The 13,755-nt window shown below is 37.9% G+C and carries 11 protein-coding genes; 9 read left to right on the top strand and 2 right to left on the bottom strand.

Features of this window, described 5'->3' with window-relative positions:
- The first annotated feature begins 56 nt into the window (after positions 1 to 56).
- On the top strand, positions 57 to 1,295 hold the full coding sequence (locus BLW74_RS03800) for an amidohydrolase (RefSeq protein ID WP_089690107.1): 1,239 nt from the start codon (positions 57 to 59) through the stop codon (positions 1,293 to 1,295).
- Positions 1,296 to 1,767: 472 nt separating this feature from the next.
- On the opposite strand, the gene BLW74_RS03805 is transcribed toward BLW74_RS03800, so the two are convergent.
- A complete protein-coding gene (locus BLW74_RS03805) occupies positions 1,768 to 3,177 on the bottom strand; it encodes a hypothetical protein (RefSeq protein WP_089690108.1) in 1,410 nt (469 codons plus the stop codon).
- A gap of 45 nt (positions 3,178 to 3,222) precedes the next feature.
- Positions 3,223 to 6,012, bottom strand: a complete 2,790-nt coding sequence (locus tag BLW74_RS03810; protein WP_089690109.1) for a TonB-dependent receptor domain-containing protein — start codon at positions 6,010 to 6,012, stop codon at positions 3,223 to 3,225.
- Between the two features lie 324 nt (positions 6,013 to 6,336).
- Between BLW74_RS03810 and BLW74_RS03815 the strand changes: the two genes are divergently transcribed.
- The 8 genes from BLW74_RS03815 (at position 6,337) to BLW74_RS03850 (ending at position 13,740) form a co-directional block, all read left to right on the top strand.
- Positions 6,337 to 7,011: a response regulator gene (locus tag BLW74_RS03815; protein ID WP_002977493.1), complete on the top strand. Its 675-nt coding sequence runs from the start codon at positions 6,337 to 6,339 to the stop codon at positions 7,009 to 7,011.
- A 48-nt stretch (positions 7,012 to 7,059) separates the two neighbouring features.
- Complete coding sequence (locus BLW74_RS03820) at positions 7,060 to 8,091, top strand: sensor histidine kinase (protein WP_089690110.1); 1,032 nt, start codon at positions 7,060 to 7,062, stop codon at positions 8,089 to 8,091.
- Positions 8,092 to 8,225: 134 nt separating this feature from the next.
- A complete protein-coding gene (locus BLW74_RS03825; RefSeq protein ID WP_089690111.1) occupies positions 8,226 to 8,825 on the top strand; it encodes an IS1096 element passenger TnpR family protein in 600 nt (199 codons plus the stop codon).
- Positions 8,826 to 8,971: 146 nt separating this feature from the next.
- Complete coding sequence (locus BLW74_RS03830; protein WP_089690112.1) at positions 8,972 to 10,321, top strand: alpha-amylase family glycosyl hydrolase; 1,350 nt, start codon at positions 8,972 to 8,974, stop codon at positions 10,319 to 10,321.
- 149 nt (positions 10,322 to 10,470) lie between these two features.
- The gene (locus BLW74_RS03835) at positions 10,471 to 10,911 is read left to right on the top strand and encodes a GreA/GreB family elongation factor (RefSeq protein ID WP_089690113.1); all 441 of its coding nucleotides are present in this window, start codon (positions 10,471 to 10,473) and stop codon (positions 10,909 to 10,911) included.
- A 134-nt stretch (positions 10,912 to 11,045) separates the two neighbouring features.
- Complete coding sequence (locus tag BLW74_RS03840) at positions 11,046 to 11,840, top strand: thymidylate synthase (protein ID WP_089690114.1); 795 nt, start codon at positions 11,046 to 11,048, stop codon at positions 11,838 to 11,840.
- Positions 11,841 to 11,928: 88 nt separating this feature from the next.
- Positions 11,929 to 13,368, top strand: a complete 1,440-nt coding sequence (locus tag BLW74_RS03845; protein ID WP_089690115.1) for a hypothetical protein — start codon at positions 11,929 to 11,931, stop codon at positions 13,366 to 13,368.
- Positions 13,369 to 13,521: 153 nt separating this feature from the next.
- Entirely contained in the window at positions 13,522 to 13,740 is a 219-nt protein-coding gene (locus BLW74_RS03850; protein ID WP_062674294.1) for a hypothetical protein, read from the top strand.
- Positions 13,741 to 13,755: the final 15 nt, after the last annotated feature.

The following is a 13,755-nucleotide window of genomic DNA, read 5'->3' on the forward strand; positions in this document are numbered from 1 at the left end:
GATACACCGGTTTTCCCTTCAGACCGGGCTACTTTTGTACTGTTAAATCGTACATCATGCAATTTCCCTATCAATTAACTGCAAAAGGAACCTATTCCCTTAAAAATGTCCGTCTGGAAACAGGCTTTGAATACGAAAATGGAGAAGTTACCGGAACTAAAACTGATCTTTTCAGCATTGAAATTGAAGACGGAAAAATAAAAGCTGTCAGACCCAATATTCCTGCTTCCAATGCAATAGATGCTAAAGGATATCTGATGCTTCCGGCTTTCAGGGATATGCATATCCATCTGGATAAAACATTATATGGACTCCCATGGCAGGCTCTTTCTCCGAAAAGGAAAACCGTAAAGGATATGATTGCTTATGAACAGGAAATTATTCCCGAACTGCTGAAAACCTCAGTAAGCAGGGCAGAACAGCTGATCAGCCTGCTGCAGCACTACGGAACTCATTTTGCGAGAACTCATTTTAATATTGATCCTACTTCGGGACTGAAGTCTCTGGAGCATCTTGAACAGGCTCTTGAACATAAGAAAGATTCCTTCAAAGCTGAACTTGTAGCCTTTCCGCAGCATGGCGTTTATTATACAGAATCTGCTCCTTTGATGAAAGAAGCCGCTCAGTTGAAAAGTGTTGGATTCATCGGTGGACTGGATCCGCTAAGCATTGACGGCAGTATTGAAAAAGTGATGGATTTTACAGTTCAGCTGGCTTTGGATCACAATAAAGGAATTGATATTCACCTGCATGAAGCCGGAGAATCCGGGATGAAGACCATCAATTATCTTATTGACAGGGCAATTGAAAATCCGGCACTGCAGGGAAAAACATTTGTGAGTCATGCATTTGCTTTAGCCCATCTTTCACCTAAAGAAACAGAGCAGATTGCAGAAAGACTGGCCGCAGGAAATGTAGGAATAGCTTCTTCCGTGCCTTTTAAAGGAAAGATAATGCCTATTCCAACCCTGAAAAAATATGGGGTGAATGTAGTAATCGGAAATGATAATGTGCAGGATTACTGGAGTACGTTCGGATCCGGAAATATGCTGCAGAAAGCTAATCTGATCGCAGAGCTGTATGGCTATGCCACAGAATACGCATTGTCCAGAACCTTACAGTTTGCCACGCAAAGTATTCTTCCTCTGGATGAAAAAGGAAAGCAGCAATGGCCAAAAGCGGGTGATGAAGCCGCCATTGTTCTTACAGATGCTTCATGTTCTGCTGAAGCCGTTTCCAGAATTTCAGAAATAAAAGCCCTGATGAATGACGGGAACTTATTCTGGCGAAATTAATCTGAAGTATATATTTTTTATACACTTGTTTTTTGTAACTGCCATCGGAAGGTTTTCTGGTGGCTTTTTTAAATTATAAATGATGAATGATGAGGTTTCGGGTGGGGGATTCGAGGTTTTGAGATTCGTGATTTGAGAATTTGTGATGCTGTAATATCAATTTTATGATTTCTTATATTCAATAATAACGGGCTATTATCCTGAGCATAGTCGAAGGGAGCCCGTTTAAACCTAATAAAAAACTCCTCCGGCTTTAGCCAAAATCTATTAATCTGTGATAATCTGCGAAAATCTGTGGTCGAACAAAAGAAATAACGGTTCAAACTACAGTTTTTAATTTTCACAATGTGAACACCACTTAACATTAACTTCGGGAGATAACTGCCATATTCAATGATTACCATTAAAAAAAGCCCCCGGAAAATAGTTCCGAAGGCCTCTATTGAAATTAAATCTAAGTACTTATATACTGTTATAAGTTAAAGTTGGTCCATCCTGCATACCAGGTATCGTTAGCATCTTTTACAGCACCTCTGTACGTTACCTGTGTAAACCAGCTTGCTAGTTTAGGATTGGTAAATGCTCCTCCGGTTAATAACGGAGAACCGGTAGTAGGTGTAAAGTTTGGTGTAGTTCCTGCAGGAGCCCATGCACCGGCAAGTTTTACATCCGCAGTAGAAGCAAGGATGGTGTTTCCTTTAGCATTAAACCATGTTGTAAGATCGTTTAATGTATAGGTTGTAGGAGTAGAAGTAGAAGGTCCGAATTTTAAAGGCGTTGTATTTCCTGCTAAAATGTTGTTTTCAAAGAATAATTTGTTACCTACAATATTGTTATCCGTTGGAGCACCTTTCGTAGCATCAATGAATAAACCTACAGGGAATCCTGTGAATACAGAATTGAATACAGAGATAGAAGAGTTTCTTCTGATCTGTAAAGCATTCTGGAATAATGCATTGATAGATCCCGGAGCCGCAGAGTTGATTGGCCCGATGATCGTCATGTTAGAGAATGTAGCGGATGTCTGAGGAGTCAGTGTAGAACCGTTAGCATCATTGTCAGATTCAAAAGCATTAGAACCAGAAACGTCAGCCACCTGAGCATCTCTTACTGCGATACCAAACTGCACATTTCCTGAGAAACCGTTATCAGTATCGAAGTCATCATCAAGACCCTTGTAAGAGATAAGGTGAGAACAGTTTACTGTTCCTCCGAACCATTCAAAGCTGTCATCATTCGCATAAGCCACTTCTACGTAATCTACTTTGGTTCCGTTACCTACCCCCCCGAACGTAAGTCCGTTGATCTCTTTATCCGGTAAGAAGGCATATCCTGCATATTCTATTCTTACATATTTTAATACACCGCTGTTATCAGCAGCATTATTTCCACCATAAAGTCCAAGACCTTCAGAGTTATTGATTCCTCCTTCAATCTCTCCAACTCCGTTGGCACCTCCGAAAGAAGCATTGGTAGGAGCATTTCCTAAAATTACTACTCCTGCCCAGTCACCTCTCTTAGGACTTGGTTTTTCAGAAGTGAAGATAATAGGGTTGGCAGCAGTTCCCTCTGCCATGATTTTGCTTCCTCTTGTAATGATTAAAGCTCCGTTTTTATCAGCCTCACCTACAATTTTTGTACCTGGCTCGATCGTTAAAGTAGCGCCGTTGGTTACATATACTAGTCCTCTTAGCTTATAAATTTTGTTAGCTTTAAGCGTCATGCTGGAAGTGATCTTTCCTGAAAGAATAAGGTTTTCAGTATCTCCGTTTCCGTTACCTCCATTTTGAATAATGGTAGGTCCATCTTCTTCTATATTTCTACATGCGGTAGTTGATACTAGAGCGCCAAGCATTAAAGAATATAAAACGAACTTTTTCATGTTATAAAGAATTAAATTATTTATTAGATTATTTTATTGAGTGAATTAAAAATTGTATCCCAGCGTTACACTGATATTGGTACCTGAAAGCCTTTCAATAGCAAGAGCATCTTTGCTGTCATACTTACCGTTGTCATTCAGGTCATGGTAGAATTTGGCACGACGGTTCAGGATATCTGAAACATTCAGCTTGATCTCACCTTTATTGTTCCATATTTTTTTAGCAAGCTGGAAATCAAGAAGCGGTCTTGGTGCTTCCCAGATTGGTGGTACCTGATCGTTTCCTACATAAAGGATCCTTCTTCCGATCATGTTGAATAATACGGTAGAAGACCATCCTGATTTTTCAGTATCATACTGAAGGCTTACGTTGACAGTGTACGGAGATTGCCCCTGCATTGGCCTGTCAATGTTCGTCGTTTCGTCCGTTACCCTGTTTTTGATTAATGCTACGTTTCCACCCAGCGTAAAGTTTTTAAGAGCACTTACAAAATCAAGCTTTTTTCTTACTTCTACTTCCACCCCGTAAGCGTCAGCTTTATCTACGTTCAGGTAGTTGAAGGTATTACTGGTTCCTACCCCAGACTGGTTGAAGTATAATTCGATAGGTTTTTTAAAGTTTTTGTAGAAACCTGCCACAGAGATAATTTCTCCGTTTCTTGGGTAATATTCCCAACGAACGTCGGCACTTGTGATTTTAGTTCTTTCGATAGATTTATTCCCGATTACAGTAGCTCCCAGGTCAAAATCATAATAGGCTAAAGGAGAAACCTCTCTGAATTCCGGTCTTACCACAGTTTGTGAACCTGCAAGACGGATGTTCATCTTAGGATTTACCTTAAATGTCAGGTTAACAGCAGGTAAAAAGTCTGTAACACGGGTATTGACAAAACGGTCATCGCTTTTCTTCGTGCTTCCAACCAGCTGGTCAAAGTTTTCAACTCTTAATCCCCAAACCGCTCTTAACCATGGAGTAAAGTTATTGTCAAACTGTAAATATCCCGCATTAAGGATCGTATTAGCAATATATCGGTACTGATTTCCGGCGATTTCATCAAATGTAAATCCTCCGTTACCTCCGAAATTTTCCGGATTGAAAATGGTTTCGAAAGGCTGAGAAAGTAATCCCTGATTGAAATTTTCAAGCCTTACAGAGAATGGTCGGGAGTTGTAGATTCTGTCTTTTACCTGGAATAAGTAACCGCCTTTGATTGTTTGTTTCTGCCCAAACATCGTGAATGTCTTGGAAATGTCACCTCCTGCATTATACAGATAATCACTTAGAGTAGAGTAGAATACACTTCCTGATTTCTGAGAAAGACCATTGGAAATCAATGCTAAATAAGGACTTCCGGTCATGTTGGTGTACTGGTTATACTGTAAACGCTGCAGCAGAGGAATGTACTGGTCCAGGATCCCGAAGCTGCCGTACCAGTTAACAGTCAGTCCCCCAAGAGCATCTATTTTATGGGTACCGGTAAGGGTAGAGTTATAGAATGTAGTTTCCTTAAATCCGATCTCCCTCGCCATGATATTGGTACCGTTGATCGGATCAAATTCAAAATCCTTACCAGTTCTAAAGGACATGTGGTTCACGGTATTATTCGTGATGATATTCTTTAAGGAGATTTTATTGTTATTGTTCAGCTTTAAAGCCAGGTTCAGCATTCCTCCTAAAATAATATCATTGCTGTATTTTTCTGTAAAATAATCGAAGTTGGTATCAGCAAGCTGGTCGTTGATGGTAAAGAAACGGTTGGTAGACTCGGTTCTCCTTTTGTTGTTCGTGTAGTTTAAAACAGCAATTACCCCCAGATCTTTTCCAAATACTTTCGTATTGAAACCTCCGTCTAACTGTAAGCTTATGTTTTCTGGGTAACCAATACTGTTATATCCGAGATTCTTTGTAAATCCTTTACCGATTTCTGTTTTCTGAGCTTCAGATAGAATACTGAAAGCATTTTTGGCAGGCATATTGGTAGGAAGCTTTCTGTAACCGTCATCAATTCCTAAAAAGTCCCATTTCCCTCCTTTCTGCATATGGAATTCCTGTCCCATAGTAGCCGTATTTCCTCCTACACCTACTTGTACATTGAAGAAGTTTTTGTTAGGAATATCCTTAGTATTCACCTGAATCAATGCACCACCCCATTCTCCCGTATATTCAGGGATGAAAGTTTTGTTGATGACAAGTGTTTCAATAACGTTGGCAGGGAAAAGATCGAAAGAGAAAGTCTTTCTGTCAGGCTCAGTACTGGATAGCTGAATACCGTTCAGCATCGCCTGGTTATAACGGTCTGATAAACCTCTTACTACAATATATTTTCCTTCAGATAAACTCACCCCGGAAACTCTCTTCAGAACTTCACCCGTGTTTCTGTCCGGACTTCTTTTAATAGCTTCGACCCCGATCACCTGAGAAACTACACCTGCGTTCTTTTGTAAACCTATGGTTGAGGCTATGGTTTCTTTTCTCGCGTTGGATTTTATGACAACTCCCTCAATTTCTTTCTCTTTAGTGGAGGGCTTATCCAGAACGATATCAAGATGAGTATTACCTTCATTCTTGATGATAACCTCGCTGATCTCTTTTCTGTTGTACCCATTGGAACTTACCGTTACAATGTAATTGGTACCAGGGGACAGGTTGATAGAGTAGTATCCGGAAATGTCAGTAGTAACTTCCTGGCCATTTACTTTTACTTTTACCCCTTCTATAGGAGTATTATCTTTCTCGTCCAATACCCTACCTTCCAAAATCTGGCTTTGTGCAAAAGCATAGCCAGCAGAAAACAAGGCAAGTAGCATAATGCTCTTGTGGAGTTGTTTTTTCATTTTACTTCTTTTACTTCTTTTTCAAGGGCAAAATAAAGGCTAAGTTTTTAGGAAAACTTTAGGATAATCTTAATTAATTGTGAAGTTTGTATTAACGGGTGAATTGATTTTATAATTATTGATGTTTTATTTATATAATTATAATTTTTGTTTTAATTTTAAGTAATATTCCTTATATTTGATTTGTGTGTATTTATTTGTTAATTTTTTTATTGATTTTGTAATTTTATCTTAAAATGTGGTTTTTTAATAAATACTTAACATTCGGCAGATAGATGAAATCAATTGAAATAATTAATTTTGTGGGAATTCTTAAACTAGAAGATGAGCAAAAAAATTCTTTTAATAGACGATGAACTGGACATTTTAGAGATTCTGTCTTACAATTTGGAAAAAGAAGGGTATGATATCTATACGGCTACCAATGGTAACGAAGGGATAGAAAAAGCAAAGGAAATTGTTCCGGACCTTATCTTATTAGATGTCATGATGCCTGAAAAAGATGGTATAGAAACCTGTCAGGAACTTCGTAAAGTGAAAGAACTTCAAAAAACACTTATTGTGTTCCTTTCTGCAAGAAGCGAAGAATTTTCTCAGTTAGCAGGTTTTCAGGCAGGTGCCAATGATTATATCGTAAAACTGATCAAACCGAAAATCCTTATCTCTAAAGTAAATGCATTATTACAGCTTACCTCTCAGGTGTCTGACAATGCAAAACTCATCGAAATCGGGGACCTGGTTATTGACAAAGATAATTTCAGAGTTTCCAAAAGCGGCCAGCAATTTCTTCTTCCCAAAAAGGAGTTTGATTTACTTTACCTTTTGGCTTCCAATACTGAAAAGGTTTTCAAGAGAGAGGAAATTCTGGAAAAGGTTTGGGGTAATGATGTGATTGTAGGCGAAAGAACTATAGATGTTCATATCAGAAGGCTGAGAGAAAAACTGGGAATCAATACCATTCAGACATTAAAGGGGATTGGATATAAACTGATTGTTTAATTCGCTAAAAATCTTAACTTTACGTTTAATCATTAAAACGTTGTAAAATTGAAATTTTACAGACTTACCCTCGTTGCCTCCTGTCTTCTGACACTGGTAATGTTCCTTTTGGTAATCGTATTCGATTCACTGAAAGATATCTATTACGAGACCCCTTTATTCAAAACGGGTCTTTTCATCTGTATTGTCCTGATCTTTCTGATCAACTGTGTAGTACTGGAGCTCCTTTTCAGTTACTACAGCAGAAAACAGGTAAAAGGGCTTTCCGGATTTCTTCCGCAGGAAATTGTACAGAATCATGACGAAAATATCACCATTAAAGAATTAGGAGAAAGGTTTTCAGATTTCAATCAGCAGCAGGTATCAGAAATTGATATGATGAAGGAAATGGAAAGCTACCGTAAAGAATATATCGGAAACGTTTCCCATGAGCTGAAAACACCCTTGTTTTCTATTCAGGGATATGTAGAAACCTTAAGAGATGGCGGAGTGGATAACCTTACCATCCGGGACAAGTATCTTGAAAGAATTGATAAATCGGTAGAAAGGCTTATCGCCATTGTAACAGATCTGGATATGATCAACAGACTGGAAGCAGGAGAGATCAATCTTACCGTTTCAAAATTTGATGTTAACTTTCTGATCAAAGAAATTTTTGATCTCCTTGATCTTGAAGCTGAAAAGAGAAATACAACCTTACAGATTCAGACCCTTCATCCGCAGATCTTTGTGGAGGCTGATAAACAAAAGATTTCGCAGGTTTTCATTAATCTTATTTCCAATGCGATTCATTATGCTAACAGACAGGAAGCAAAAGTCATCGTAAAAACCAGTGTCCTGAAAAATAAGGTGCTGATCGAGGTAATAGATAACGGAATGGGAATCAAATCTGAAATCCTTCCAAGAATCTTCGAAAGATTTTACCGTGTAGAAACCAGCAGAAGCAGGAGAGAAGGCGGCTCCGGACTTGGTTTGGCTATCGTAAAACACATCCTTGAAGCACATAACGAAAATATTACCGTAGAAAGTGTGTACCTCGAAGGCACAAAGTTCAGTTTTATGCTTGAGAAAAGTAAATAATTCCGGCAAAATGTAAGAAAAAAAAATATTTTAAAAAATCCTGAAATATTTTTTTGTCACATGTCATTTATTATATATTTGCAACAGAGATTTATCATAATTATAAAGGCAAAAAAGTAATTTAAGAAACTGATATGGTTTACAAAATCCGCGTAATATTAGATGCGAAAGAGGATATTTTCCGTGATGTCGAAGTTAAGGGAAAGCAAACGTTATGGAACTTACATTTAGGAATTAAAAGTGCATTCAGTCTGCAGGGCGACGAGCTTTCTACTTTTAATCTGTTAGAAAATGACGGAACAATCGTAAAAAGTGTCCCACTAGAAGATATGAGTGATGATGGTGATGGTGAGATTATGTCAGATGTGTACATAGACGAGGCTTTTGAAAATGTAGGCGACAAAGCACAGTTCCAATATGGGCTTCTTGATCTTTGGGAATTCTTCTGTGAGCTGGTAGAAGTCATTGAAGAAACAAAAGGAGTTAATTATCCGATTACGGTATACCGATTTGGAAACGTTCCTTTGAAGGCCCCTAGCAAAAACGGAAGTGCGGGAGGATCCAAAAAGAAATCAGCAATGCCTTTGGCAGATGACGAGTTTGGTTTTGATGATGATTTCGTTGCCGGCGGAAATTTTTCAGATGAAGATGACGATAGCTTTGATGATGAGGAAGAAGAAGATTACAATGACGATGTCTTTGATGATGAGGATGACAATGATGACGAAAGATAGTCAACAAAAATATTTCAGCCCTGGATTTTGTTCCGGGGCTTTTTTATAGCCAAAAGTTAACCAAAAGAAAATTTACAAATACGCTGATTTCATCATTTCCGCTTTCCAGCCAAAAAACAATTCTTACTTTTGTTAAAAATAGTTGGATGAAAAAATTAATTTTATTAGCTGTAATTGGTCTGGGAATTGTTTCCTGTACTACCCGAAAAAATACAAATAAGATGACAGAACTGCCAAAAGATTGGAAACACACTACCAATATCTATGAAGTAAACGTAAGACAATATACTCAGGAAGGAACTTTCAAGGCATTCGCCAAAGAAATGCCCCGTCTGAAATCCATGGGGGTAAAAACACTGTGGTTTATGCCCATTACTCCAATTGCCCAGCAAAACAAAAAAGGAAGCCTGGGGAGCCCTTATGCGGCAGCAGATTACACTTCCATCAACCCTGAGTTCGGTACTCTGCAGGATTTCAAAGATATGGTGAATGAAGCACACAGATTAGGATTCAAAGTAATCATAGACTGGGTAGCCAATCATACGGGCTGGGATCATGTATGGACAAAAACACATCCTGAATTTTATCTGAAAGATCCGGACGGTAAATTCCATATCGCTTCAGGAATGGACGATATCATTGAACTCGACTATAAAAACCAGGAAATGCGCCATGCAATGATTGATGCGATGAAATTCTGGGTGAAGGAAACCAATATTGATGGCTTCCGATGCGATCTCGCTTCATGGGTTGAAGTAGATTTCTGGGAACAGGCACGCCCCGAAGTAGAAAAAATAAAACCTCTTTTCTGGCTGGGAGAATTTGATGAACTGGAAAGCCCTGAATATGGAAAAGTTTTCGATGCCAGCTATTCATGGAAATGGATGCACAAATCTGCCGATTATTACAAAAAGAATGAGCCTCTGCAGGAACTGAAGGATCTTCTGAGACAATATTCCAATATCGGAGATGCTTCTATGAGAGCATGGTTTACAGCGAACCATGATGAAAACTCATGGAACGGAACCGAATACGAAAAATACGGAGTCATCACGAAGCCAATGGCTGTATTCTCTGCCACATGGAATGGCGTGCCGTTATTATATTCCGGACAGGAGCTTCCAAATATGAAAAGACTGGAGTTTTTTGAGAAAGATGCCATTAAATGGACCAATACTTACCAAATGGCAGGCTTCTATAAAACATTATTCGATTTAAAAGCTTCCCAGCCTGCTTTACGAGGAGGTGACCCTAATGTAACTACCTACCTGCTCAATACTACAGCAAACGACAAGATTCTTGCTTATGTAAGAAAAAACGGAAAAGATGAAGTGCTGGTTGTTCTGAATATGTCCAAAGAACCTGTTAACTTTTCAATAGAAGATGAGCATGTATCGGGAACGTTCAGAAATGTTTTTGATAAAACGAGAAGAGATTTCAGTAACGGAAAAGACTTCAGCTTCAAAGTTTCAGATTATGCCGTATTTGAAAAATAAGCCGTAAAGCCTTTGAAATTTTAGCTGAAACTGTAAATCTTAATAACTAGTCTTTAAAGGCACTGAATTCCCCTCCGCTGGAGGGGTGTCAAAATCTATGATTTTGACGGGGTGGTTTTTACCATTCATCATAAAACAACGATCATGCAATGAATAAACAGGAAATAATCAATATCATTAAAACAAAAGCTGCTGACAAAATCCAATACTTTGAGAATCTTATTGCAGAAACCAGAGCTTCCAACAACGACACGAAAAGCTCAATGGGAGATAAATATGAAACCGGCCGGGAAATGCTTCAGCAGGAAATTAATAATCTGCAAAGACAGCTTAACGAGGTACTGAACCAGCAGACTGTATTACAGAAATTAACATCCGATCCTACAGAAAAAGTGCAGAACGGATCGTTGGTGAAAACCGACAAAGGACTCTTCTATATCGCTGTTTCAATGGGAGAAATCGTTTCTGATCATCAGAAAATCATGACGGTTTCAGCGGAATCGCCCTTGGTGAAAGTGATGCATGGTAAAAAAGCAGGAGAAACTTTTACCGTTAATACCATTCATCAGACCATTGAAAATATATGGTAAATTAATTTCTGTTAGAGTACAGATATACAGCTGTTTAATAGAAAATAAACATCACCCCTATAAAAAGCATTCATAAAAGTGAGTGCTTTTTTTGATCGTTTTTACTAAATTTGAAGCTTAAAATCTCATTCAAAATGCAAAACTACCTGGATCTTTTACAGCATATTTTAGACAACGGAACTGATAAAACCGACAGAACGGGCACCGGAACAAGAAGTGTGTTCGGGTATCAGCTGAGATATGATCTTTCTGAAGGATTTCCTTTGGTAACTACCAAAAAAGTGCATTTGAAATCTATTATTTATGAGCTGCTTTGGTTCCTGAAAGGAGATACCAATATCAAATACCTGAAAGATAACGGAGTAAGCATCTGGGACGAATGGGCAGATGAAAACGGTGATCTGGGACCGGTGTACGGAGCACAGTGGAGAAACTGGACTGGTGCTGACGGTAAAGTGGTAGACCAGATTAAAGATGTTATCGACCAGATTAAAAAGAACCCTGATTCCAGAAGACTGATTGTATCAGCATGGAATGTGGCAGAAATTCCTAATATGGCTCTGGCCCCTTGCCACGCTCTGTTTCAGTTTTATGTGGCAGACGGAAAACTTTCTCTGCAGCTGTACCAGAGAAGTGCGGATGTTTTCCTTGGCGTACCGTTCAATATTGCAAGCTATGCTTTGCTTTTGATGATGGTAGCGCAGGTTTGTGATCTTGAAGTAGGAGATTACGTTCACAGCTTCGGAGATGTTCATATTTACAATAATCACTTTGAGCAGGTAAACAGACAGCTTGGAAGAGAACCAAGACCACTTCCTGTGATGAAGCTAAACCCTGATATTAAAGATATTTTTGATTTCAATTTCGAAGACTTCACATTAGAAAACTATGATCCGCATCCGGGAATTAAAGCTCCCGTAGCGATTTAATACGAAGTCTGGTGCGCTGATATTTTTTTTATTCTGATATTTCTATTATTTTTGGTCCGGTTAAATAACCAAATTAACTGAAACACTTATGAAAGAAAAAAACAGCAGGAATTATCAGATATTGTTGAATATCCTGATGATTGTGTATACCCTCTATATATTTCTGGCTATTTTTAAAGAAAAAACATTGCTGACAGATGATTTGGCCAGCGCTTATGGATTAGAAGCCATTTCCGGATCCTATCTGTCTTTTGTACGTTCTTACCTGGATTCCCAAACAATGGGTGCCCGCCCGGTATCAGGAATTATAACGGCAACAGTGTGCTTTTTAGCAAGGAACAATGAATCTGTTTATTTTCTGGGACTTCTTTTTTTTCCGCTCTCCTTACTGGTAATATACTGGGTTGCCCGTAAAATTATTTCGAAAGAGCTTGCCAGCTTAATGACTCTGCTGTATTCTGTTTCCTTAATAGGGACAAGCATTCAGTTTTCAACCATGATGCTCAATTCAAATCTGGCAACGATCTTTTTTGCTTTAAGCATTTATTTTGTTTATATCCGGAAAAACATTGCAGCCAGTTCTGTTTTCTTTATCGCTTCGGTATTGAGTTATGAGATTTTTCTTCCTTTGGTACTTCTGAATCTGTTTCTTGTAAAGGAAAATAAAAAGCGGCTTTTGTTTGCAGTTTTTACATTGGGAGCTATTTTTATTTTCAGGAAAGTAATTCAGCCGGCCGTATTTGTACATTACTATCAAAGAGATGAGGTAGGTAAGGTGCTTGAAGTTAAAAGAGTATTATTTGTAATAGTTCTTTCCCTAAAAATGTTTTTTTATGATTTCTTCGCTGGAATTTATAAAGGAGTAATACATCTGAGAAAAATAAATGTGTTAGGAATAATCATGTCTTTAGCGATTCCTTTTACAGTCTATAAAATATTCTATAAGTACGATTTTAAAAGTCAGTCACAGGCTCTCAAAAAACTGAGTATTTTTTCTTTGGCTGCTGTGATCCTGGGAATGAGCATTTTTCTTTTCTCATCATATATCCCTACACTTTTCGGATTTGAAAACAGAAATCTGGGAGCTATAAGACTTTTTTATACCCTTTTTATGATTTCAGGTGTGATCTGGGTATCTTTGAAATTAAAATTACAGCATAAAACGATCAGTATTTTTCTGTCAGTAATCACTTTTTTTCTGGTGATTACCAATATCAGTGTAAAGGACTCATGGATCTATGCTGCAAAATTTAATAATGAACTGTTCAGCAAACTGAATACCGCACTCAAAGAAAATAACATTGAAAAAGGAGAAATTTGCCTTGACTACGGAGTTTTTGAAGAGCTTAAATCCAATCCGAATTTTACGCTTAGAGAACCCATTTTCTATAAAAGATGGGAAAGCCCTCAGTTATGTAAAATGAATGGGATTGACCCCCTGAAAATTCAAGTAGATAATCCCATTGATAAAAAAGATTGTAACATCAGATTTGTATATAAAAACGGGAAAATGATACTTACAAAATAAATCATATTACAAATTATCTGGAGATAAATTCTTCTGCACGCTTTCTTTTGACAATTGTTTCTTACATTTGAAAGAACAACTCCGGCTTACTGCTTCTTTGAAAGGATGGGGAAAAGTTGGAGAGTATCTATTTCAAATGCTTAAAAATAAATTATGAAGTATTTAAAAATCAATATCGAAGAAAATGCAGATATCGAAGCTCTGAAAAATGCCGTACTCCAGTTGAAAGGAGTAGCTTCAGCAGAAATAGTAGATGACGAAAATCCTGAAAGCGAGCTGAAAAAAGCTTTTGCAAAAACCAAAGAGCAGCTTAAAACAGGAGATTATGAAACTTTAGTTAATGATATTTTCGATATCATCATTAAAAAATAATTCTAAAAAATAAGT

It is taken from the genome of Chryseobacterium culicis, from assembly GCF_900108365.1.
GTDB classification, from domain to species: Bacteria; Bacteroidota; Bacteroidia; order Flavobacteriales; family Weeksellaceae; genus Chryseobacterium; species Chryseobacterium culicis.